19 protein-coding genes, 1 tRNA gene and 1 pseudogene are annotated in these 23450 nt (G+C 70.5%); 9 read left to right on the top strand and 12 right to left on the bottom strand.

The window, feature by feature from the left end; translation table 11 throughout:
* Nucleotides 1-431: 431 nt before the first annotated feature.
* The 3 genes from ABT009_RS10370 to ABT009_RS10380 all read right to left on the bottom strand — a co-directional run bounded on the left by ABT009_RS10370 (nt 432) and on the right by ABT009_RS10380 (nt 3458).
* Nucleotides 432-977, bottom strand: coding sequence for a universal stress protein (locus ABT009_RS10370; RefSeq protein ID WP_351291676.1), 546 nt, complete (start codon nt 975-977; stop codon nt 432-434).
* A gap of 41 nt (nt 978-1018) precedes the next feature.
* Nucleotides 1019-2281, bottom strand: coding sequence for an SLC13 family permease (locus ABT009_RS10375; protein WP_351292177.1), 1263 nt, complete (start codon nt 2279-2281; stop codon nt 1019-1021).
* 232 nt (nt 2282-2513) lie between these two features.
* Nucleotides 2514-3458 (bottom strand): chitinase, encoded by a 945-nt coding sequence (locus ABT009_RS10380; protein ID WP_351291678.1) that lies wholly within the window; start codon nt 3456-3458, stop codon nt 2514-2516.
* A gap of 919 nt (nt 3459-4377) precedes the next feature.
* Here ABT009_RS10380 and ABT009_RS10385 point away from each other — a divergent pair.
* The 4 genes from ABT009_RS10385 to ABT009_RS10400 all read left to right on the top strand — a co-directional run bounded on the left by ABT009_RS10385 (nt 4378) and on the right by ABT009_RS10400 (nt 9966).
* Nucleotides 4378-5904, top strand: a complete 1527-nt coding sequence (locus ABT009_RS10385; protein WP_351291680.1) for an SDR family oxidoreductase — start codon at nt 4378-4380, stop codon at nt 5902-5904.
* Nucleotides 5905-5921: 17 nt separating this feature from the next.
* Nucleotides 5922-7289, top strand: coding sequence for a cryptochrome/photolyase family protein (locus tag ABT009_RS10390; protein WP_351291682.1), 1368 nt, complete (start codon nt 5922-5924; stop codon nt 7287-7289).
* 442 nt (nt 7290-7731) lie between these two features.
* Complete coding sequence (gene sigJ / locus ABT009_RS10395; protein WP_351291684.1) at nt 7732-8676, top strand: RNA polymerase sigma factor SigJ; 945 nt, start codon at nt 7732-7734, stop codon at nt 8674-8676.
* A 93-nt stretch (nt 8677-8769) separates the two neighbouring features.
* Nucleotides 8770-9966, top strand: a complete 1197-nt coding sequence (locus tag ABT009_RS10400; protein ID WP_351291686.1) for an NAD(P)/FAD-dependent oxidoreductase — start codon at nt 8770-8772, stop codon at nt 9964-9966.
* A gap of 490 nt (nt 9967-10456) precedes the next feature.
* On the opposite strand, the gene ABT009_RS10405 is transcribed toward ABT009_RS10400, so the two are convergent.
* The 3 genes from ABT009_RS10405 to ABT009_RS10415 all read right to left on the bottom strand — a co-directional run bounded on the left by ABT009_RS10405 (nt 10457) and on the right by ABT009_RS10415 (nt 13701).
* Nucleotides 10457-11587 (bottom strand): catalase family protein, encoded by a 1131-nt coding sequence (locus tag ABT009_RS10405; RefSeq protein ID WP_351291688.1) that lies wholly within the window; start codon nt 11585-11587, stop codon nt 10457-10459.
* 53 nt (nt 11588-11640) lie between these two features.
* Nucleotides 11641-12993 carry a Dyp-type peroxidase gene (locus ABT009_RS10410; protein ID WP_351291690.1) on the bottom strand — a complete coding sequence of 451 codons (1353 nt, stop codon included), beginning with the start codon at nt 12991-12993 and terminating at the stop codon, nt 11641-11643.
* 117 nt (nt 12994-13110) lie between these two features.
* Nucleotides 13111-13701 carry a hypothetical protein gene (locus ABT009_RS10415; RefSeq protein ID WP_351291692.1) on the bottom strand — a complete coding sequence of 197 codons (591 nt, stop codon included), beginning with the start codon at nt 13699-13701 and terminating at the stop codon, nt 13111-13113.
* A 420-nt stretch (nt 13702-14121) separates the two neighbouring features.
* Here ABT009_RS10415 and ABT009_RS10420 point away from each other — a divergent pair, with 420 nt between their 5' ends.
* Complete coding sequence (locus ABT009_RS10420; protein ID WP_351291693.1) at nt 14122-14799, top strand: GAP family protein; 678 nt, start codon at nt 14122-14124, stop codon at nt 14797-14799.
* A pseudogene (locus ABT009_RS10425) lies at nt 14800-15225 on the top strand (tyrosine-type recombinase/integrase); the annotation flags it as partial.
* 49 nt (nt 15226-15274) lie between these two features.
* Here ABT009_RS10425 and ABT009_RS10430 read toward each other — a convergent pair.
* Nucleotides 15275-15348 (bottom strand) — tRNA-Gly (locus ABT009_RS10430).
* 631 nt (nt 15349-15979) lie between these two features.
* Here ABT009_RS10430 and dcd point away from each other — a divergent pair.
* The gene (gene dcd, locus ABT009_RS10435) at nt 15980-16555 is read left to right on the top strand and encodes a dCTP deaminase (RefSeq protein ID WP_351291695.1); all 576 of its coding nucleotides are present in this window, start codon (nt 15980-15982) and stop codon (nt 16553-16555) included.
* A gap of 5 nt (nt 16556-16560) precedes the next feature.
* On the top strand, nt 16561-17064 hold the full coding sequence (locus ABT009_RS10440; RefSeq protein ID WP_351291697.1) for a phosphoribosyltransferase: 504 nt from the start codon (nt 16561-16563) through the stop codon (nt 17062-17064).
* A 52-nt stretch (nt 17065-17116) separates the two neighbouring features.
* On the opposite strand, the gene ABT009_RS10445 is transcribed toward ABT009_RS10440, so the two are convergent.
* Nucleotides 17117-17377: a DUF5988 family protein gene (locus ABT009_RS10445; protein WP_351291699.1), complete on the bottom strand. Its 261-nt coding sequence runs from the start codon at nt 17375-17377 to the stop codon at nt 17117-17119.
* A 66-nt stretch (nt 17378-17443) separates the two neighbouring features.
* Complete coding sequence (locus tag ABT009_RS10450; RefSeq protein ID WP_351291700.1) at nt 17444-18625, bottom strand: sulfite oxidase; 1182 nt, start codon at nt 18623-18625, stop codon at nt 17444-17446.
* 256 nt (nt 18626-18881) lie between these two features.
* Here ABT009_RS10450 and ABT009_RS10455 point away from each other — a divergent pair, with 256 nt between their 5' ends.
* A complete protein-coding gene (locus ABT009_RS10455) occupies nt 18882-20273 on the top strand; it encodes an FAD-binding oxidoreductase (RefSeq protein WP_502989852.1) in 1392 nt (463 codons plus the stop codon).
* A 45-nt stretch (nt 20274-20318) separates the two neighbouring features.
* On the opposite strand, the gene ABT009_RS10460 is transcribed toward ABT009_RS10455, so the two are convergent.
* The 3 genes from ABT009_RS10460 to ABT009_RS10470 all read right to left on the bottom strand — a co-directional run bounded on the left by ABT009_RS10460 (nt 20319) and on the right by ABT009_RS10470 (nt 23396).
* Nucleotides 20319-21335 (bottom strand): Yip1 family protein, encoded by a 1017-nt coding sequence (locus ABT009_RS10460; protein WP_351291704.1) that lies wholly within the window; start codon nt 21333-21335, stop codon nt 20319-20321.
* A 91-nt stretch (nt 21336-21426) separates the two neighbouring features.
* Complete coding sequence (locus ABT009_RS10465; protein ID WP_351291706.1) at nt 21427-22926, bottom strand: FG-GAP-like repeat-containing protein; 1500 nt, start codon at nt 22924-22926, stop codon at nt 21427-21429.
* Nucleotides 22927-22976: 50 nt separating this feature from the next.
* The gene (locus ABT009_RS10470; protein ID WP_351291708.1) at nt 22977-23396 is read right to left on the bottom strand and encodes an ATP-binding protein; all 420 of its coding nucleotides are present in this window, start codon (nt 23394-23396) and stop codon (nt 22977-22979) included.
* Nucleotides 23397-23450: the final 54 nt, after the last annotated feature.

Raw genomic sequence — 23450 nt, forward strand, 5'->3', positions numbered from 1 at the left:
GCGCTTCACTGAAGTCTCCTCTGTGTTCGAGGCAGGCCGAACTGCCGTCGAAGTCGGTGTCGGATGCGCCGGACGGGCACGCGGTGGCTCCGCTGCGGGCCGGCGCGGTCACCACGGCGACGGTCCCGGCGCGGTCACCACGGCGACGGTCAGGGTCCCGGGCCGGGACCGGCCGCCACTTCGTGGCGCGGCCGACCCGGCGAGGACGCGTCGAGGTCAGCGGACCGCTCCCATGTGGAGCGGCGATGACGGGTTCCGCTGTCCGCGCGTCCCCGGACCCTGCTTGATCCGGTGCTTGCGAACGTATTTCACCGTCGGCAAAATCGTCAACAATTTCGCTGACCTCATTGCAGACACACAGAATTCAGAGCGAACGCAGAGAAATATCAGGAGCCCGGATCTTCAGAGTTGGAGGAGCCCGGATATGCAGGTCAGGGGCGGTGCCCGGGGCCCTGATGAGGGGGCAGGTGGTGCGGGGGATGGGGCGGCAGTCCGGCCTCCGGGACCTCGCCGGGCCACACCAGCAGGACCGGGCAGGGGGCGTGGTCCACGACGAAGCGGGTGGCCGGTCCGAGGCTGTGCGGGCCGAGCCGGGTGCGGTCGCCGTCGCGTGCGCAGATCAGCAGGTCTGCGCCCGTGGCGGCACGGACGACCTCCCTTTCGGTACGGCCGTGGACCAGGAGCGCCCGGGCGGGACGGCCGAGGGAGGCTTCCGCCTGCTCGAGGAGCTGCCGCGCGACGGACTCGGAGAGCTCCTCGATCCGCTCCCCGGGGTCGCTGCCCCAGCCCCCGGCCGGGTGGTGTCCTCGGGGATGGCTGCGGCCGAGGAGTCCGGCGAACGCGCCGTGGGCCGTCTCGGCGACCGAGTCGTCGTGGACGTACAGCAGCACGATCTCCTCGTCCTGCGCAGCCCGGGCGAGCGCCGCGTCGACGCACGCGGGCCAGGTGCCTTCGGTGATCCAGACGATGACGCTCATGGGACGGCTCCGGGGTCCGGCTGGTGGGCTCGGGTACCGGCTCAGGTACCGATGGTGTGCAGCATTCCCCACAGCGCCACGGTCGAGGCAAGGATCGTGGCCGGTACGGTCACCAGTCCGAGCCGAGTGAAGTGGCCGAGGTCCGCCCGGGTGTCGTGTTCGTGCAGGATGCGCCGCCACAGCAGGGTGGCCAGCGATCCGACGTACGTGAGGTTGGGGCCGAGGTTCACGCCGATCAGCACGGCCAGCACCGGGCCCGGTCCGCTCGGCGCGACCAGCGGCAGCAGGGCCAGTACCGCCGGCAGGTTGTTGATCACGTTGGCGAGCACCGCCGCCAGCGCGGCCAGGACCAGCAGCGCCGGCAGCGAGTCCCCGTCCGGCAGCAGACGCCCGAGTCCGGCGTCCAGGCCGTTGTCCACGACGGCCTTCACCACGATGCCCAGAGCCAGTACGAACAGGCAGAACAGCGGGGACGCCGCGCCGACGAGCTCCCGCACACCCATACGGCGCCGGTACAGCGCCCGCCCGCCCAGCACGAGCACCCCGCCGAGCGCGGCCCACGCGGGTTCGAGACCGGCGAAGGAGGCCACGACGAAACCGGCCAGGGTCAGCACCAGCACCACGAGCGTGAAGACGGGAACGCCCGGCCCCTGCTGAGACGTGCCGGGCGCCGTGATTCCCGCACCAAGGTCGACGCGGAAGAACCGCCGGAAGGCGACGTACTCCACGGCGATCGCGGCCAGCCAGGGCAGCGCCATCAGCGCCGCGAACCGGGTGAAGGTGAGGCCGCTCGCCGTGAACGCCAGCAGGTTGGTCAGGTTGGAGACCGGCAGCAGCAGCGACGCGGAGTTCGCCAGGTGCGCGGTGGCGTACACGTGCGGCCGGGCCCGGGCGCCCGCGCGGGCCGCGGTGGCGAAGACGACGGGCGTGAGCAGCACCACGGTCGCGTCGAGGCTGAGCACCGCCGTGATCACCGAGGCCAGCACGAAGACCCCGCCAAGGAGCCTCCCGGAACTGCCCCCGCACCAGCGGGCGACCGCGGCCCCCGCGGCCTCGAACAGCCCCTCGTCCGCGCACAGCTGCGCCAGCACCAGCACCAGGGCGAGGAACCCGACGACCGGCAGCAGACTCCGCGTCTGCTCCCACGCCTCATGCGGCGACACCGCGCCCACGGCCACGGCCAGCCCCGCCGCGGGCACGGCGGCCGCGGCCTCCGGCCACCCCCGCGGCCGTACGACGGCGAAGGCCAGCACACCCAGAAGCAGGACAACCGAGACGATCTCGGAGAGGACCGCGGTACTCAGAACATCCCTCCAGCGCCCGGGAGCCCGGCCGGCCCCCTGCGATCAAGCAACGCTCAAGGGTCGCACCTCCGGCCGGCCGAAGCGGTCCGCCACGTGGCCGGCCGTCCACAGGCCTTCGGGGTGCCGAAGATGCCGAGGGGCGTCACGCGGAGCCGGGTACGGCACGACGCCCCTGGTGCCCCAGCCCGCCGGGCCTCAGCCCGACGAACCGGGGTCGCGGGGATGACAGCCGCTAGCTGACGCTGACGCCGCGCATGAACGGCTCGAAGGTGTGGCTGAAATACCAGGTGTCCTGGGCTATGCCGGAGCAGGAATCGGAGCCGCCAGTGCCTGGGCAGCCGCCGTTGTCGCGCTGGAGTGCCCAGAAGGAGAGCGTGTCGATCCCCTTGGCGACGGCCCAGTTCTCCACCGTGACGGCGTCCTGCGTGGTGAAGGTCTCCTCGGGGCCGTAATCGTCGATGCCGGGCATCTCGGTGACGCCGATCATGCTCCACAGCTTCGCCGAGCTCTTCTTCGGGTAGAGCGCCGCCAGTTGGTCGTGCAGGCCGGCGGCGGCGGTCTGGGTGTCGGCCGCCATGTCGTGCGTGGCGCCGTCCCAGTAGTCGAACGTCATGATGTTGACGACGTCCACGCGCGCGCCGTTGTCGACGGCGTTCTGCAGCAGGGCCACACCGTTGGCCTCGAGGCCGGTGTTGCTCGTGGGCAGGGTGTACGAGAACTGCACGCTGCGGCCGGTGCGTTCGGCCCAGCGCTCGACCTTGGCGATGGCCTTGTTGCGGCGGTCGATCCCGGCGGCGTTGTTGATGGAGTCGCCCTCGACGTCGAGGTCGATCCGGGTGATGCCGTACGTCGTGACGAGGCTTTCGTACACCGAGGCGATGGCGTCGACGCTGGTGCAGCTGTCCGCCAGCTCGGTGCCCGTGGTGTCGGCGGTCCAACCGCCGAAGGACGGGATGACGTTGCCGCCGCGCGCCTGGATCGCGGCGATGTCGCTGCCGAAGGCCGCCTTGGAGATCGGCTGGGTGGTGTCGCCGTTCCAGTACGCGGTGCACGAGCCCGCCGCGTCCGTCTCGAGAAAGGCCATCGTGAGGTACTTGTTGCCCGACTCGGCGGCGAGCGCGGCCGGGCTTTCGCCGGTCCACGTCTCGAAGTACGGCGCCGCCACGTGTGCGGGCATGGGCTTGGCGGGGTACGAGGGTGTCCGTTGCGCGGCGAGCGCGCCACCTCCTCCGAGGGCAACCAGTCCGGCTGACAGGGCGGTCACGGCCACGCCGGACAGCAACGCACGAAGAGGGCCAGGTCGTCTCATTGATCGCTCCCATGGTGGAAAAGAGCAGGCGGGGACAGCGGAAAGACAGGACCGAAAGACGTCCGCCGGGTCGGTACGCGCCGGAGAGCTCTCCCTGACCCGAGACGGACAGCGACCATCGTTGGACTAGACCAAATCAACTGTCAAGGTTCTTTACAGTTAACTGACCTGAGCCGGTGTGGGGACTCCCGAGGCTGGAGGAAGCGGGCTGACGGATCGTCGCTTCGATTCGACCTTGGATGTGAGCTGCCGCCGGAACGGCTCAGCTGTTGCCCAGGGGCGCAGCCGGGCGGCGGGGTTTTGGTGAGCCGAGGTGCAGCGTGCTGTGTTTACTGGGCAGCACCGCCAGCTATGGAAGGTGATGCGCACCACTTAGTGGCTAGTTGGGTGGCGCTTGGGCGGGCTCCATGGCAGCGCGCGATGCTTGCGACGACCGGACCGCATCGTCTCTCGGGCTGATCTGGAGTGTCCATCGCATCCTGCGTCGTGTCCCACGGAACGGCGCGCACAAGGCGACGGCCTGCACGAAGGGAACGGCGCGGCCCGCCTCCCGGAACAGCGACGTACTGGTGCTTGTGGGCGGTCGGCCCTCAAGCCCGTGCGCCGACCCTGTCACCCTCCGACCGGGATCGGCGAGCTTGCGGGGCTCGTCCTCGGGCCTAAGCATGGGCTCAGGGGAACAGCGACAGGGCCCCCGAAGGGGCACGTCCCCGGGAGACATGAGAGCCATGACGTTTCTTGCGGCCCGGTCCGCCGGCCGTCGCGGGACAAGGCGCACCCGACCGGCATGCGTGCGATCGGCATGACCGACGACGACCGGCCGCTGCGCTGTCTGGTCACCGGCGCCACCGGTTACCTGGGCGGCAGGCTGGTGCCGGAGTTGCTGGCCGCCGGTTACTCGGTGCGCTGCCTGGCCCGCTCGCCCGGCAAGCTGCGGGACCATCCGTGGGCCGGGCAGGCGGAGGCCGTGCGCGGGGACGTGACGGACGAGGAGTCCGTGCGCGCGGCGATGGAGGGAATGGACGTCGCGTACTACCTGGTGCACGCGCTGGGCACCGGGCGGGGTTTCGAGGAGACCGACCGGCGCGCGGCCAGGATCTTCGGTGAGCAGGCGCGTGCCGCCGGAATCCGGCGGATCGTCTACCTCGGCGGGCTGACCCCTTCCGGAGTACCCGAACACGCACTGTCACCCCATCTGCGGTCCCGCGCCGAAGTGGGCCGCATCCTCCTGGCCTCGGGCGTACCGGCCGCCGTACTGCGGGCGGCTGTGATCATCGGGTCGGGTTCGGCCTCGTTCGAGATGCTGCGGTATCTGACCGAGCGGCTCCCCGTGATGGTGACGCCGAGCTGGGTGCGCACCCGCATCCAGCCGATCGCCGTCCGCGACGTGCTCCGCCTCCTCGTGGGGTGCGCGCGGCTGCCGTACGACGTGAACCGAGCCTTCGACATCGGCGGGCCGGATGTCGTCACGTACCAGGAGATGATGCGGCGGTACGCCGTCATCGCGGAGCTGCCGAAGCGGGTCATCCTGCCCGTTCCGCTGCTCACCCCCCGGTTGTCCAGCCTCTGGGTCGGTCTGGTCACCCCGGTGCCGGGCGCTCTCGCGCGCCCGCTGGTCGAGTCACTGAAGCACGAGGTGGTCTGCGCCGAGCGGGACATCGTCCGTTACGTGCCTGACCCGCCGGAGGGACCGGTCACCCTCGACCGGGCGATCCGGCTGGCTCTGAGGCGCGTGCAGGACGCGGACGTGGCCACCAGGTGGTCCTCGGCCTCGACTCCCCGCGCCCCCAGCGACCCGCTGCCGACCGACCCCGACTGGGCGGGCGGAAGCCTCTACACGGATCACCGCGAGCGCACGGTCTCGGCGTCGCCGCAGGCACTGTGGCGGGTGGTGGAGGCGATCGGCGGCGAGAACGGCTGGTACTCCTCACCGCTGGCCTGGTCCCTGCGGGGCTGGCTGGACACCCTGGTGGGCGGTGTCGGCCTGCGCCGGGGCCGCCGGGACGCGACCCGGCTGCGGGTCGGCGACAGCCTGGACTTCTGGCGAGTGGAGGAGATCGAGCCGGGCCGGCTGCTCCGGCTGCGCGCGGAGATGCGGCTGCCGGGCCTGGCCTGGCTGGAGATGGCGGTCGACCAGGATCCACGGGGGCGCACGGTGTACCGGCAGCGGGCCCTGTTCCATCCGCACGGCCTGGCCGGACACGCCTACTGGTGGGGCGTGGCCCTCTTCCACGCCGCGGTTTTCGGCGGCATGGCCCGCAACATCGCCACCGCGGCCGAATCGGCCGCCTCTGAACCAGCCCGTACCCACTGAGGGGGGCTCAAGGATCCGTGCGCGTCTCCGTCGCCCTCTTCACCGCGGACCTACGGGTGCACGACAACCCGGTCCTCCAGGCTGCTCTGAGGGATGCGGAACGCGTGGTCCCGCTTTTCGTCGTCGACACCGGCATCCGCCGCACCGGCTTCGTCGTACCCAACCGCGCGGCGTTCCTCGCCGACAGCCTGGCCGACCTCGACGCGGCCCTGCGGGCTCGGGGCGGCCGACTGGTGGTGCGCGTCGGCGACGTGGTCGAGGAGACCTGCCGGGTGGCGGCGGAGACCGGGGCTGCGACGGTCCACGTCGCGGCCGGCGTGAGCCGTTACGCGGCACGGCGCGAGGACCGGCTGCGCGCGGAGCTGGCCGGCGACCGACGCGAACTACGCGTCCACGACGCCTCGTTGACGGCCGTACCGCCGGGGGCGCTGACACCGGCGGGCAAGGACCACTTCGCGGTCTTCACCCCGTACTTCCGCCGATGGGAGAGCTTCTCCGTACGCGGCGTCCTGCCGGCACCGGACGCCGTACAGGTACCGGACGTAGGCTCGGCCGACCTTCCTCGCACGGAGTCCCTCGCGTCGGGCCCCACGTCGCCGGGCCTGCCCGCCGGCGGTGAATCCGAGGCCCGCCGCAGGCTGCGGTCATGGCTGTCCGGCCCGCTGTCCGCATACGACGACCAGCGCGACGACCTGGCCGCCGACGCGACCTCCCGGCTCTCCCCCTACCTGCACTTCGGCTGCCTCTCACCTACCGAACTGCTGCACCGGGCTCGTGCACAGGACAACCCCGGGGCGCATGCCTTCGTCCGCCAACTCGCCTGGCGGGACTTCCACCACCAGGTCCTGGCGGCCCGCCCCGACGCGGCCGACCACGACTACCGCCCCCGGCACGACCGCTGGCGCCGCGCCACGAAGGAGATCGAAGCCTGGCAGGACGGCCGCACGGGCTACCCCGTCGTCGACGCGGCCCTGCGACAGCTCCGCCACGAGGGCTGGATGCCGGGCCGGGCCCGCCTGCTCGCGGCAAGCTTTCTCGCCAAGACGCTGTACGTGGACTGGCGGGTGGGAGCCCGCCACTTCCTGGACCTCCTCGTGGACGGTGACATCGCGAACAACCAGCTCAACTGGCAGTGGGTGGCCGGGACCGGCACCGACACCCGCCCGAACCGGATCCTCAACCCCCTCGTCCAGGCACGCCGGTTCGATCCCCACGGGGAGTACGTACGCCGCTGGCTCCCCGAGCTCCGGCACCTCGAGGCCACGACGGTCCACCGTGTCCCACACCTCGACGAAGCCACCCGTGCGGGCCTGGACTACCCCGCCCCGATCGTGGATCTCGCGGAGGCCGCAGCCCGCTTCAAGAAGGGGCGGGGGGCCGACTGACCGGACAAGAACCGACCCTGGGCCGCTGAACTCCACGAGCCGGCAGATCCCATCAAGCAGCGGTGGCGTTGACGGTGACCGGGATGTTGCCGCGAATGGCCTTGGAGTAGGGGCAGATCCGATGGGCGGCGGCGCCGGGCGCGGTACGCGGCTGCAAGAAGACCGCGCCCGCGGCGGCCCACTGACCCGGCCGGCGGCACCGCCCGCCGGCCATGGCGACGGCCCGAGGCCGTCAGGTCCGTACCGGGGTCTGTGCCGACTTCCCTCCCGCCGCGCGCAGATGCTCGATCCCGGTGTCGAGCGCCGCCTTGAGGTGGGCCGAGTCGCCCGTGGACATCATGATGGTCACGCTCCCTGGATGCCCGCCAGCAGCGCGGCGGTCGAGCATCACAGGGCCGCAATGCAGCGGCCGTCGCGCGCCGCGAGAGCTAGGATCCGGGCCATGGCCATGACCATGAGCGACGTGGACCGGTTCGAGGCATCAAGGCCCCGCCTGGAGGCCATCGCCTACCGCCTCCTCGGCTCCGCGAGCGAGGCCGAGGACGCCGCACAGGAGACGTTCCTGCGCTGGCAGGCCGCCGACGTCGACCACATCGAGGTCCCCGAGGCCTGGCTGACGAAGGTTCTCACCAACCTGTGCCTCAACCAGCTCACTTCGGCCCGCGCGCGGCGCGAGACCTATGTGGGCCAGTGGCTCCCCGAGCCGCTGCTCGCCGGGGACCCGCTGCTCGGCCCGGCCGACACCGCCGAACAGCGCGAATCGGTCTCGTACGCGGTCCTCGCCCTACTGGAGCGCCTCTCCCCGAACGAGCGGGCGGTGTACGTGCTGCGGGAGGCCTTCGACTACCCGCACCGGGAGATCGCCGAGATCCTCGACATCACCGAGGCCGCCAGCCAGCAGATCTTCCACCGCGCCAAGAAGCACGTCGCGGAAGGCAAGGCCCGCACCGAGATCGACGAGGCCGCCGCCCGGCGGATCGTCGACGAGTTCCTCGCGGCCGCCACCAGCGGCCGGACCGAGCCACTCGTGCGGCTGCTCACCCAGGACGCCATCTCGATCGGCGACGGAGGCGGGAAGGTCCCGGCCCGCGCCAAGGCGTTCGAGGGCGCCCTCGCCGTCGCGAAGTTCATGCGGGGCCTGTTCAAGCCCAGCAAGGCCAAGCGCGACCTGGTCGGCGGCTCGCCCGAGGTCTACGTCACGACCGCCAACGGCGACCCCGCCATCGTGGCGGTCGTCGACGGCCGGGTCGTCGGCGTCATGTGCCTGGAGGTCACCGCCGAGGGCATCGCTGCGTTCCGCAACCAGGTCAACCCCGACAAGCTCGAACGCGCGACCCGGCGATGGGCGGCCGCCGACCACGACGAACCCCTGCTCAACGCCTTCTGACTCCGATGTGACGTGCATCACAGCGCGTTCCTGTCAGGAAACGGCGGGCCGCCCGGTTCAAGGGCCGGAATCCGCTGAAGACAGGAGCGAGAAATGCAGCACCGCATCATCGTCCTCGGAGCCGGCTACACCGGAGCCATCGCCGCCGGGCGCCTCGCCAAGCGGCTGCACCGGGAAGACGTCGCCATCACCCTCGTCAACGCCGAGCCCGACTTCGTCGAGCGCGTCCGGATGCACCAGCTCGCGGTCGGCCAGGACCTCAAGCCCCGGCCCTTCAGCGAGATGTTCGCGGGCACCGGCGTCGAACTGAAGCTCGCGAAGGTCACCGGCGTAGACGTCCACCGCAAGACTGTCGCAGTCATCCACGCGGACGGCGCCGAGGAGCTGGAGTACGACACCCTCGTGTACGCCCTCGGCAGCGGCTGGAACGACCAGGGCGTCCCCGGCACCGCCGAGCACGCCCACGAGATCGCCAGTCGCTTCGGAGCGCTCCGGCTGAGCGAGCGCCTGGCCCGCCTGGACGCCGGACAGCCCGTGGTCGTGGTCGGCGGCGGCCTCACCGGCCTGGAGGCCGCGACCGAGATCGCCGAGGCCCGCCCGGACCTCGACGTCGCCCTCGCCGCCCGCGGCGGTCTCGGCGACTGGCTCTCGCCCAAGGGTCGCCGGCACCTGCGGGAGGTCTTCGGCAAGCTCGGCATCACCGTGCACGAGCACGCCGCCGTCACCGGCGTCGAGGCCGACCGCATCGCCACCGCCGACGGCACGTCCATCCCGGCCGCGGTCACCGTGTGGACCGCCGGCTTCGCCGTCCACCCGATCGCGAAGGCCACCACCCTGGAGGTCAACGACACCGGCCAGATCGTGGTCGACGGGACCATGAGCTCGGTCTCGCACCCGGACGTGTACGCCATCGGCGACGCGGCCATGGTGATGGGCCCCGGCGACAAGCCGCTGCGGATGTCGTGCGCCTCGGGCGTGCCCACCGCGTGGCAGGCCGCCGACGCCATCGCGGCGCGCCTGACCGGCGGGAAGCTCCCGAACGCGCCGCTCCGCTACTTCCAACAGTGCATCTCGCTGGGCCGCAGGGAAGGCCTGATCCAGTTCGTCACCGCCGACGACCGCGCCGTCCGGGCGGCTCTGACAGGACGGCTCGCCGCCGTCTACAAGGAGCTGATCTGCAAGAGCGCGGCCTGGGGCGTCGCCAACCCGACGGCCGGGATGCCGACCCGGCGCCGCCGCGTGGTGCGGAAGCCGGCCCAGGCGGGCTCGGCGGTCAAGGCACCGGCCTGACTCGCACACCGGAGCGCGCGCCCTCGATGAGAGGGCGCCCGCTCCGCTGTAGGTCTACGCGGCGACGACCGCCGGGCCGACGTATTCACCACGTACGCGGCGACTGATCACCACGAACAGCAAAAAGGCCCCGGTCTCTGACCTGGGCCTTCTCCGTGGAGCGGGTGACGAGAATCGAACTCGCGCTCTCAGCTTGGGAAGCTTGGGTTCTCTGATGGCGGGAGCTCAGCTGACCTGCGGCGGAGCGGTGTCGGTGCCCGGTAGGCGGTCGGCTGGTTCCCCCCTGTTCCCCCTGGCTCCCCGCACGATCTGGCACGGGCCTGGCACGGACCTCTTCGTCCCGAACTATTGGCTGGATGGTCACTGAGGTCTGATCTGGCGGTCGTTGCGGGTGTTGATGGTCGGCTGCGGTTATGGAGGTTGCTGTACTTCCCTGCTGTACAGGAGGGATTGTGATCGGGGTGGGCGCTTGCCGTTACATCAGTCGGCCTCATTGGGCCGGGCCAAGTACCTCGTCGGCGCTGCGCGGCTCTGTGCGCGGCTGCTGGTTGAGCTTGTGGCGCTCGATGGAGGATCGCCGGTAGACCTCCTTGCGGGCCCGCATGATGTTGCCCAGGGGCGCGTGCTCGGCGGTGACCCGCCAGGGCGTGAAGGACAGTGAGTCCATCTTCTCCAGGTTTTCCGGGCTGGAGATGTCCTGCTGTGGCAGCCGCAGCTTCGCCACGGTGACGGACGGCGAGAGCTGCTCGGGCCACTCCACGGTGGTGTCCTCCACCGGCATCCGCTCCAGGTCGGTGCAGAGCTGAACCTGGATGTCGAAGGCGTAGGGCCGCTCCTGCAACTCGGCTTGCAGGGCCGGTCGGAAGACCTCCGCTGCCGAGGCCGGGTCGATGGTGCGCCGGACCACCGCGGCGGCGGAGTCCGGGTCGGGGGTGATGCGCACCTTGGCGATGTACTCCCCGTGTCGGACCGCGCCCATCGTCCAGTAGCTCGACAGCAGTACGTTGACCGGCGGGATCTTGGATAGGCGCAGGAAGGCCAGGAACTCGTCCCATGCCCAGTTGTCCTGGTCCAGCGTTCCCTTTCCGGTCACGAACTCGGTGAAGAAACGATGCGCGCCGGGTCGGCCCTGGGAGAAGTAGGCCGGCGCGTTCAGGAACAATTCCTGGATGAACAGGTAGTGCTCGACTGTGTTGCAGAAGAAGATCGGTCCGTTGATGTTGGCGTAGTCGAAGGTGCCCGTGTCCGGTTCGTCTTCCAGCAGGGTCGGGCCGGGGATGTTGAAGATCTTCAGCGCCAGTCCGGTGGCGGCGCCCAGTCGTGCGTCTGCTCCGGCGTGAGGCGAGCCGTTGGAAAAGCGGATGAGTGCATCGTGGGTTCCCGGGGTTGCGTAGATTCCTTGGGCGTACTCGGGGGGCAGCCCGTCCAGGATCTCCACCTGCCCTCGGACCAGCCCGTAGCCCTTGGCATGGGCGTCGCGGAGGGCCCGTCCCGTGCCACCGGCCTTGACTGACTCGGCGATGTAGTTCTCGGTCTTCTCGATCACCGTCTGCAGGTTGCGGTCGAAGTTCGGGTCATCGTCTTCGACGTCAGGCGTGTAGCGGACGAACTGTGCTGCCATGACTGCGACCTCTCCTCGGAGACCGTGGTGGGACCTCAGGGCAGGAACTGCCGTCAGTCCTCCAGTTCGGCGAGCCAGCGCAGGGCACGCAGACCCGGCACGAAGCAGTACTCACCGCCGCGGGTGACCACGAAGCTGGGCAGGTTCTGCAGACGACGCCGGACCGGCTTCTCGGGGATGGTGACGCTGCCGGTTCCGCCGTGATGCCCAGCCACCGGGTCCTTCTCGCCGGGATAGCCGATGAAGTTGCCGTCGTTGACCCACTCGGCCTTGATGAACTCAAACTGCCGTTCCAGATGGGCTCCGAGAAAGACTCCGACCAAGCCCCGGTCGGCGCCGTCGTCTTCCAGCACGCCCTCCGGTAGCGGCGGGCCGTAGGTGGTGCCGCGGCGGATGAGGCGGTGCATCCGTGCATCGCCGATGATGGTGGCGTCGCGGGGGTTGGTGCGCCGGATGTGCGCACCGGCGGGGCACCGGAGCCCTCGGTCGTCGTTCTCCCGGTACAGGAAGTTGTTGACGCGGTGCGGATCGGCCGCCAGCTCCGGATCATCGTGCTCCGGCGTCAGCGTCAGCGGCGCCCCGCTCGGCCAGCGCCCGACCATCTTCGCCGCCAGGAGTGCCTCCTCCTCGGCGCTGGAGGTGTTCGCGCGCAGGTACCGGCGCCAGGCCGCCACGTTGGTGTGGATCTTACGAACGGCCGCGTAGGTCCCGTTGCGCCCCAGCAGCTCGGGGCTGGGCATGGGCGGCAGGCTGCCGGTTTCGTCGGGGTAGCCGAGGATGAACTCGCCGGCCTTGATGGGGACTTCCTGCGGGTTGGAGCCGGGCAGCCCGACGCCCTCGATGTTCGGATGGCTGATGCCGTCACGGAAACCGAAGGTGGTGCGCCCGGTCGGGAGCTGGTGGACCTCCTGCTGCCAGATCACCTGAACACCCGGCGTGTCCTCGTAGGCGACACGGGCCCGCTCCAGCTCCTTGTCCAGCTGCGCCTCATCGGAGGACAGGGCGCTCAACGCGATATGAACATCGCCCGTTCCGAACGGTGCCTCCCAGTGGGCCGGAGCGCTCTCACCCACGTCGCCGATCAGCTCCGCCCGAGCGGCCATGCCCTCACGAAACGCCCGCGGAAAGCTGTCCAGCGACTCCTGGGGCACCCCCAGGGCCCTCAGCCCCTGAAAGGTGAACGCCACAGCGACCCAGGCATCCTGGCTCCGGTCCGCGCCCGGCAGACCACCGGAGGTCACCGGGAGCAGCCGCCGCAGCAGGGCGCGCCCGGCATGGCGGTCATCGACGCGCAGGAAGACGAACTTTCCCTCGTACGGCACGGGCCTCGGACGCAGGGCCCCGCTCTGGACGTCGTCGATCTCGACGCTCACGCCGGCCGCGCTGCTGCTGTCCGGTGTGTTCATGGTCGGTTGTGCCTCCACATCGGTCTCTGCCTGGACAGCCCTGCAATGGCCGACTCGCACCAACCGACTTGGTCCACCGATGGTGGGTGGGCTGCGAGGGTTGGCTGTGTCCTGGTTCTAGGCCGAGGCTTCCTCCAGCAGCTTCTGGAATGCCGGCGTGGCCACCAACTCCGCGTTGGCCGGGTTCTCCAGCGCCGTCCGGAATTCGGGGGTGTCCAGCACCTCCTGGAACGCGTCATCCACGCGCTGGTCCTTGTAGATCTGCTGAACGGTCAGGTCGGGATAGGCGCTGACGAAGACCCCCGCGGGCTCCTGGTGGGCGACGAACCAGTCCTTCGCCCCCGGATCTTTGACGCCGGGGAACCCTTCGCTGTGCGAGAAGACCTTGTCGAAGCGGTCCCCGACTACCGTCTGGGCGAAGTCGTCGATGTAGGTGTCCCAGGAGCCGTCGAAGACGCTAGCGAACATGAACCGGGTGTCATTGTCGAAGATCACGTGCCGTGCATCATGCAGGGTGCCGATCTGGCGCACCGCTGCGTGGACGCGTTCGTCGTCCGCCGCGGCGGAGAGCGTGGCGAGATCCTCACGCAGTGCGTCGACCTCGCCCGGCTTGATCTTGGTAAAGACGGTGAACTCGCTGCAGACCCCATCCGACCTGCCCGGGCGCTCGGGGTGAGCTGATTGGGCTGCACCTGTCGTCGCAGTCATCGTGAGATTCTCCTGCCACGGATCGGTGCGAGGGTCGCCAAGCGCCCGAACATGAGGCGCCATCGCCCTCACATATCAATCCTCACTGCGGATGCGCTGCCTCGCATCTTCGGCCCTGGGCGATGCGCTCACCTGGGACGGACTCCCGGGAAGCTCCGGCACTGCGGGGTCCAGCCTGATCCCTCGCGTCCCGAGAAGCTCCCGAGGACAGATCCGGCCAGGCGCAGGAAGATGGAACCGGTGGGACGTGCCGAGTACGTCGTCGTCACCATTCTCGGGCAGCCACTTCCGCACGGCCGTGAAGACAGTGGCGCAGCCGATCGCACACCAAGCCGTTGCGCCGCCGAGGCGGTCGGGGCACCCTCTCGCGCCAAGCCCTACTCAACTGGATCGCCACCCTGACCTCACACGGAGGCAACCATGGGCGCAGTTCTCGGTGACGTACTGGGTTTCGCGGCCGCAGTCGCGGTCAGCCCGCTCCCCATCATCGCCATCATCCTCATACTCGCCACGCCTCGGGGACGTCTCAACGGAGTCCTCTTCACCGTGGGCTGGATCCTGGGACTCGCGGTACTGGGCGCGGTGATGCTGGCGATCGCTTCCCCCGCAGGTGCCTCCGCCCACAAGCACCCGGCCACCTGGGTGGGAGCCCTCAAGCTCGCCCTGGGCGTGCTCCTCGTCGTCTTCGGCGCCCGGCAATGGCACCGACGCCCAAAGGACCCCTCGCAAGCCCAGCTGCCGAAGTGGATGGGCGCGATAGACCGCCTCACGCCGGTCAAGGTCTTCGGACTCGGACTGGCCCTGGCCGCGCTCAACGCCAAGAACGCCCCGCTGACCATCGCCGCGGCCGCCTCCATTGGCTCAGCCGGACTGCCGGTCGGGCAGCAGATCGCATCGCTGGCGATCTTCGTCCTGATCGCCACCCTCGGCCTGCTGGCCCCATTGGGAGTCTTCCTACTTGGAGGAGAGGGAGCCAAAACCACGCTCGGCAACTGGAAAGACTGGGCAGCTCAGCACAATGTCGCCGTGATGGCAGTCCTGTTCTTCGTCCTCGGGCTGAAGCTGCTAGGAGACGGCATCTCCATCCTCACTTCCTGACAGGCTTACTCGCGTCGCCGTGACGTCGACCTCGACACCCTGCGGATTCGCGTTCGCCTCGCCGAGCCGGAGCCGGACGGGCTCCTCTTCGTTGGCGAGAAGGGCGCTCCCTTCCGGCGCAGCACCTTCTGGCGGAAGTGGCGGAAGGCGCGGGAAGCCGTCGGCATGCCGGAGGGCTTCCGGTTCTACGAGCTCCGGCACACCGGGCACACGCTCTCCACTCGCTCCGGCGCCACCCTCAAGGACACGATGGTCCGAGCCGGGCAGTCCTCCGAGAAAGCCGCGCTGATCTATCAGCACTCCGACGACGAGCGTCAGGAAGAGGTCGCAGCCGGCCTCGACACCACCGTCCGGAAGGCTCGGGCCGCAGCCACGAAGAGAGCACCCGACAAGCCTTCTGGCACGAATCTGGCACGCGACGAGTGATGACGGCGGACAGCAAAAAGGCCCGGGTCTCTGACCTGGGCCTTCTTCATGGAGCGGGTGACGAGAATCGAACTCGCGCTCTCAGCTTGGGAAGCTGATGTTCTACCATTAAACTACACCCGCGTAAGACGCCGACCTGATCGGTGTCGTTACCGTCGCACACTGTACCCCATGAGGGGCCCCCGATGCCGAGACGCCGGGGGCCCGCCTGCTTTCCGGGCGCGGACGGACTCGGGCGGTGACCGGGCACGTTCTGCAGGCGGCCGGCCACGGCTCGGGCGCGGCTCGGGCGCCGCTCGCACGCGATGCGGACTTGACTCGGACTTGGCTGCGGCTGGCGTGAGTTGGGGCGTACGGTGGGGCCCGGGTCGCGGGTTCGAGAGGGCTCGGGTGTGGCCGGAGTGCCGCTGAAGGAGCCGCCCTGTTCATCCCGTAATGTGACGCTCGTCGTCAGTCATTCAGCGGCTCGTGGGAAGGACTCCAGGTCTTGGTGGAGCGCACCGTCGTCCGTTGTGCCGAGGGGCACGTGTTCAGCACCTCTTCGTTCCCGATGCAGCAGGCCGGCCGGCTCGGCCCCGGCAGGCTCATCCGGTGTCCGCGTTGTTCCCGGCTGAGGAACGCCGTCCCGGTGGAGCTCGAGAAGCGGTAGCGGCACGCACGTACGTTCGAGCGTACGTCCGGGGCGCGCGGGCCTGCCGCAGTGTCGCAGCGACCGCATTTCGGTGGGCCCGCACGCTCTGCGTATCCTCAGGACGTGCTTCTCTCAGACAAGGACATCCGGGCCGAGATCGACGCGGGGCGTGTGCGCATCGACCCGTACGACGAATCGATGGTGCAGCCCTCCAGCATCGACGTGCGTCTCGACCGCTATTTCCGGGTGTTCGAGAACCACCGCTACCCCCACATCGACCCCTCCGTCGAGCAGGCCGATCTGACCCGCCTCGTGGAGCCCGACGGCGACGAGCCGTTCATCCTCCACCCCGGCGAGTTCGTGCTCGCGTCGACGTACGAGGTCATCACGCTTCCCGACGATCTGGCCTCCAGGCTGGAGGGCAAGAGCTCGCTCGGGCGGCTCGGACTGGTGACGCACTCGACCGCCGGCTTCATCGACCCCGGCTTCTCGGGCCATGTGACGCTCGAGCTGTCGAACCTCGCCACGCTGCCGATCAAGCTCTGGCCGGGCATGAAGATCGGCCAGCTGTGCATGTTCCGGCTCACCTCGCCCGCCGAGTTCCCGTACGGCTCCGAGCGCTACGGCTCCCGCTACCAGGGGCAGCGCGGACCCACCGCCTCGCGTTCGTTCGTCAACTTCCATCGGACCCAGGTGTGAGCGCTGTGAGCGATCCCGTGAAGCGCGAGAACCTCACATACGAGGACTTCGGCGTCGCCGTCCGCGAGCTGGCGCAGACGATCGCCGACGACGGGTACGAGCCGGACATCGTGCTGTCCATCGCGCGCGGCGGCGTCTTCGTGGCGGGCGGGCTCGCGTACGCGCTCGACTGCAAGAACATCCACCTCGTGAACGTGGAGTTCTACACCGGCGTCGGCACCACCCTCGAGATGCCGGTCATGCTCGCGCCCGTCCCCAACGCGATCGACTTCACCGACAAGAAGGTGCTGATCGCCGACGACGTCGCCGACACCGGCAAGACCCTGAAGCTCGTGCACGACTTCTGCCTCGACACCGTGGCCGAGGTGCGCTCCGCCGTGATCTACGAGAAGTCGCAGTCGCTCGTGAAGTGCGAGTACGTGTGGAAGCGGACCGACGACTGGATCAACTTCCCGTGGAGTGTTCAGCCGCCGGTCGTGCGGCGCGGTGGGCAGGTTCTCGACGCCTGACGGCGGGCGCGCGGCGGCCCTCCGCCGTGGCGCGCCTCCGGTGGAGCCGGTCCTACTCGGCGACCTCCGTCCGCTCCCACCACTCGTAGACCGGCAGCTTCCCCTCCGGGGTCTTCTTCTGCCGTGATGTGGCGCGGTAGTGCTCGTATCCGCCGCGGTGGGGGATCTTCAGGTCCTGTTCGGCGGATGCGGACCCGGGGGCGGTGACGGGGACGACGCGCTCGCGCAGGTCGTCCGGGCCGCCCTCGAGGGCGGCCCTGCTCTCGCCGCCCGCTTTGGCTGCGTTGCCTGATGTGCCTGCCTTGGTGGCCATGAAACCCAGTTTTCCCGGCCCGCGGGGACTGTGCATGTCGGGGGATACCAGGGGGTGCCGTCCGGTTCAGTCACCTTGCGGCAGGCACAGCACGGCGATCCGCTGGACGAGGTTGTTGCCGAAGCCGCCGCGGTTCCAGGGCTGGTCGAGGGGCTGGGAGTGGCCCGCGGCGTCGGTCGCGCGGACGCTGAGCACATGGGTGCCGGGTGTGGCCGTCCACGTCGTCCGCCAGCCCCGCCAGGCCCACACGTGCCCGTCGCGATCGGCCATCGAGGCCAGCTCCGCATCCTGCCAGGACTGCCCGCCGTCCGTGCTCACCTCGACCCTCGTGACCGGGGCGTGGCCCGACCAGGCGCGGCCCTCCAGCCGGACAGGCCCGGGGCGTACGACGCGGGCGCGGGACATGAAGTCGGGGAAGCCCGGCGGGATCATCAGCGCCCGCGGGGCGATGCGGGTGACGGGCTCGCCGGGGTCGTCGGCCGACTGGCGGTAGCGGTAGGCCACCGTCTGCTGGAATCCGGTGAAGTGGGTGCTGGTCAGGGCGATGTCGCGCAGCCATTTCACATGGGCCATGCCGTACCAGCCGGGGACCACGAGGCGTAGTGGGTGTCCGTGCTGCGGGGGGAGCGGGGCGCCGTTCATCTCGTAGGCCACCAGGACCTCGGGGTCGTCGGCGGTGGCGTCCGCGAGGGGCAGGCTCCGCTGGTAGTCCTGTTCGACGCTGCGTTCCACTCCGTGGTCGGCTCCGGTGAAGACGGCCTCGACGGCGTTCAGCTCGACGCCGGCCTCGGCGAGCAGCGTCCGCAGGGGGACTCCGGTCCAGTCGGCGGTTCCGACGGCCTCCACGAGCCAGGGCTGGCTCACGGGCCGCGGTGTGAGGCGGGCCCGGCCGTTGCCCGCGCACTCCATCGTGACCCGGTGGGTGACGGCCGGGAACGAGCGCAGGGCCGCCATGTCGAGGCTCAGCGGGGTGCGTACCCGGCCGTGGACGGTGAGCGTCCAGTCGTCGGCGTCGGCGGCGGGGATGTCGTAGTGGACGAGTACGTAGTGCAGGCCGGGCGGGGTGAGGTCGTAGCGGAGGGCCTCGAGCGGCAGACCGTGGTTGCGGGCCGCGAGCGCGAGTTCCTCGTGGCTGATCCCCTCGGCGGGCTCGGCGACGCGCGCCGGTGCGCTGACGGCCCGTATGGCGCTGATGTGGGCCTCCGGCGCCTCATGCACCTCGTGTGCCTCTTCGTCGCGTCCGCCCATGAACCCATGGTGCGCTCGCGATCCGGGCCGCGCGAGGGCGGCGATCGCGAGTCCTCCCGTCGATTGCGGGTCCTTCCGTCCGGCGAGACGCTGGTGAGGTCAGCCCTGTGGTGTCGGTTGTGCTCTGCGGCCCATGAGGTGCCGGGACCGAGCGAGGTGCCGGGACCGAGGTGCCGGACGGGACGGGCACCGGCGCGCACTGCGGACCCTTACCCGCACCCGTACCTTGCCTCGCAAGGAGATCGTCATGGCCAGCCTGGACGACACGACCCTGGAGGCGATGCGGACCGTACTGCGCGGTCCCGTCGTCTCCCCGCAGGACCCGGAGTACGACGGGGCCCGCAAGATCTACAACGCGATGATCGACCGCCGGCCGGCGGCCATCGTGCGCTGCTCGGACGCCGCGGACGTCATGAACGCGGTCGACTTCATACGGGACCACGGTCTCGAGCTCGCCGTCCGCGGCGGCGGACACAGCGGCTCCGGGCTGTGCCTGGTGGACGGCGGCGTCACCGTCGACCTCTCCCCGATGCGCTGGGTGCGCGTCGACCCGGCGACGAAGACCGCCCAGGTCGGCGGCGGCACTCTGCTCGGCGACCTCGATCATGCCGGCCACGCCTTCGGTCTGGCGATCCCGTCCGGGATCATCTCGATGACGGGCGTCGGGGGCCTCACCCTCGGCGGCGGGCACGGCTACCTCACCCGCAAGTACGGCCTGACGGTGGACAGTCTGCTGTCCGCGGACGTGGTCCTGGCCGACGGCAGCTTCGTCACCGCGAACGAGAAGGAGCACGCGGACCTCTTCTGGGCGCTGCGCGGCGGCGGCGGGAACTTCGGCGTCGTCACGTCCTTCACGTTCCAGATGCACCCCGTGCACACCGTGGCCGCCGGGGTGACGCTGTGGACGCTCGACCACATCCGCGAGGTGCTGGAGTGGTACCGCGACTTCATCCCGCAGGCGCCCGAGGACCTGAACGGCTTCTTCGCGTCGCTCGTCGTGCCGCCCGCACCGCCGTTCCCGGAAGAGATCCACGGCCGGAAGATGGCCGCCATCGTGTGGTGCTGGACGGGGGACATGGGCCGCGTGGACGAGGCCTTCGCGCCGGTGACCGAGCCCGCCCCGCCCGCCTTCCACTTCGCCGCGCCGATGCCGTATCCCGCGCTGCAGACGATGTTCGACGAGCTGATCCCCACGGGCTACCAGTGGTACTGGCGCGGGGACTTCTTCGACCGGATCACCGACGAGGCCATCGACGTGCACGCCGAGTACGCGGAGCGCATCCCCACCGACCTGTCGCTGATGCACCTCTATCCCATCGACGGGGCGGCCCACCGCGTGGCCCCGGAGGACACGGCGTGGGCGTACCGGCATGCCCGCTGGTCCGGCGTCTTCGCCGGCGTCGACCCCGACCCGGCCAACGCGGGGATCGTCAAGCAGTGGTGCGTCGACTACCAGACCGCGATCCATCCGTTCTCGATGGGCGGCGGCTACGTGAACTTCCTCGGCGAGGGCGAGGCGGAGGACCGCGTGAAGGCCACGTACCGCGACCACTACGACCGCCTGGCGGAGATCAAGCGGACGTACGACCCGCACAACCTCTTCCACGCGACCCAGAACATCAAGCCGGCCCCGGCACCGGCGGCATAGTGCCGCCGGAGACGGGGCCGGGGGTGCCGTGCCGCCTGGGCGTCGTCAGAACGTGCCGAGCTTGATCAGCGACAGGAGCGCGATCAGCTGGATCGCGGAGGCGGCCAGGGCGCGCGGCCACGGCAGGTCGTGCGACTTCGACACCATCGAGGTGAGCAGCGCGGCCGCCGCGATCCACGTCACCCAGCCGAGGACCTGGACGAACGACTCGTCGCCGCCGAGGAACAGCGCGACGACCAGGCGCGGGGCGTCCGTGAGCGACGTGATCAGCATGGACAGGCCGACCGTCGGCTGCCACGCCCCGTCGCCGCCGAGCTGGCGCGCGAGCGTGTGCGTGACCGCGCCGAGGACGAAGAAGCTGATGACGATGGCGATGCCGGTGAAGAGGACGTACGGGATCGCCGCCGAAAGAGTGGCGTTGATCGCGTCCTCACGGGCGCCGTCGAAGCCGAAGAGCGCGAGCAGGCCGTAGAGGAACGTGACGATGAGGGCCGGGCCCCACATCGTGTAGTCGCGCATCTGCAGGAAGGTCGGGCCCGGGCGCAGCACGATGCCGCTGAGCAGCTCCTTCCAGTGCAGGCGCGGGCCGACGGGCGGGGCGGTGGCCTGGCCTGCGCGGTACGTCCCGCCCTGGCTGTAGGGGTCATCGCCGACGGAGAAGGCCTGGGTGTGACCGGGGTTGTTCGCCGCGTACGGGTCGGGGCCCTGCTGGTATCCCTGCTGGTGGCCGCCGTCGCCGAAGTACTCCGGCTCGCCCTGGCCGCCGTCGCGGTTCGCCTGGGTCCACTGCTGTCCGCCGTACTGCGGTCCGCCCTGCTGAGACCCGCCGTACTGCTGCGCCTGCGGGCCGCGCGGCGGGTAGCCGTACGGTGCCTGCCCGCCGCCGCTGTGCGGGGCGTGCTGTCCGGGCGCCTGCTGCTGCCGCGGTTGTTGTTGGGAGGTGCGGTTGTCCCGGCCGCGTCCGATCCTGAATCCAGCCACGTAATCGAACGTACCTGGTCCCGAAGGGTGACGTGCCCGGCCTGGGGCAAGGGGGTGGGCTTTGCGGCCGAGCTGTGACATCCCTTACGGGGGTCCTGGGGGGAACCTCGGGGAACTCTCGGGGATGCGGAAGGCTTCCCTCAGGGACTTCGGGTTACCGGCGGTCTTCGGGTTACCGCCCCAGCACCGCCCCGTACACCAGGGCGCTCGTCGGCGACGGCAGGCCGAGCCGGGACGGGGTGAGGGCGACGGAGCCCTCGACGCCGGCGCGGGGCAGCACCCAGACGCCGCCCGACGAGGAGTTCTCGCCGGGCGAGCCGATGGCGAGGTCGGGTGTGCCGTCCCCGTCGTAGTCGCCGGTGGCGAGCGCCGCGCCGAAGGTGTCGCCGGGCTCCGCGGCACCGGGCACGCGGGGCGTGTTCTGGTTGTACGCGACGGAGACCGCCTCGCCATAGGGGTCGACGATGCCCTGCGCGCGGCCCAGCAGCAGGGTGGCGGCGCCGGCCTTCTCGCGGGTGCCGATGGCCTCGCCCGGGGCGCCCGCGATCAGGTCGTCGCGTCCGTCGCCGTTGACGTCCGCGACGGTGAGGGCGGCGCCGAAGTCGTCGCCGGTCTCGGCCCTGCCGTACACGCCGACGGTGTCCTGGTTGAGGGTCTGCCGGCCCCCATAGAGCTGCGTGGTCCCGTCGCCGTAGTGGATGTGTATGCCGCCGCCGGCCGCGAGGGACTCGGGGCCGCACGGGTCGTCGATGTTCTCGTCGGCGTTCTCCCGGCAGTTGCCGAGGGCCAGGTCGTCGTGGCCGTCGCCGTTGAAGTCGCCGACGGCGAGGGCGGAGGCCGCGGCGTTGTCCGTGCCCCAGAAGCGGATCAGGGCCTTCTCCTCCGCGTACCAGTGCCAGAGGTTGACGTGCGCCTGCACGTGCGGGTCGCCGGTCGTGTAGTAGCCGATGCCCAGGTCCGTCGCGCCGTCCTCGTCGAAGTCTCCGGTGGTCAGCACGGGGGCGCGGCCGCCCATGGGCTCCGTCATGACGGTCTTCGCGGAGCCGGCCGTGGTGAGCGGACCCAGGCGCAGGGCGACCTTGTTCGTCGCGCCGACCGCCACGTCCGTCTTTCCGTCGCCGTTGAAGTCGCCCGCGGCCAGGGACTTTCCGTACGCGGCGGAGGCGGCCGTTCCCTTGGCGGCCGTGACACCGCCGCCGAAGCCGGTGGCCGAGCCGCGCACGAGGGTGGCCGAGCCCGCATTGCTGCCCACTCCTGCGAGGTCCTCGCCGGGGGCGCCGACGAGCAGGTCCGCGTCCCCGTCGCCGTCCACGTCGGCGACGGCCACCGCGGCTCCGAACCCGTCCCCTGCCTCCGGGGCGCCCGGTACTCCGGCGGTGGACTGGCTGACGCGTACGCTCCCGTGGGCGCCGAGACCGTTCGCGCCGCCCCACACGACGCTCACGTACCCGGCCTTCGCCTGCCCGCCGACGGTCGCCGCGGGTACGCCGACCGCGAGGTCCGCGTACCCGTCGCCGTTGAAGTCGCTGGTGGCGGTGGGGGGTTCGGCGGCGTGCGCCGTCGGCGTGAGGGTCAGTCCCGTGGTGGCCGCGGCGGCGACGGTGGCCGCCAGGGCGTATCTCCGTATGCGCACGGCGGACTCCAACTCGTTGGCGATATGCGGGGGTTCCACCTGTGTGACTGCCGGGCGGGGTGGGGGGTTGTGTCGCGGTTGTACGGAGTTCACGAGGGGGTCGCCCCGAGTTCACACCAGACGTACTTGCCGGAGGCCCCGCCGTACCCCGGATTGATCTGGAACCAGCCCCAGTCGTCCGCATACGCCCGCACGATCCGCAGCCCGCGGCCCGCCTCGGCGGCGGGCGGCGGCGCGACGGACGCCTCCGGCGGCGTGGGGTCCGAGTCCCACGCCCCCAGCCGCAGGGCCTCGCCGGACCGCCTCAGTTTGAGGGCGGCGGGGCCCTTCGTATGGCGGATGGCGTTGCTCAGCAGCTCGGAGGCGAGGAGTTCGGCGGGTTCGAGGAGGGCCGGGAGGTGGTGGGTGGTGAGGATGTCGCGCAGGGTACGCCTGCCGATCGCCACGGCGCGGGGGTCGTGGGGGATGTAGAGGGTGTACTCCCAGGGTTCGTCGTCGCATTCGGGCATACGGAACTCCGGTGGGGAGGAGGGGGTTGGGTGCGCGGCGGAGTCGGGCGGTGG

Source organism: Streptomyces sp. NPDC002896 (genome assembly GCF_040295225.1).
In the GTDB taxonomy this organism is placed as follows: domain Bacteria; phylum Actinomycetota; class Actinomycetes; order Streptomycetales; family Streptomycetaceae; genus Streptomyces.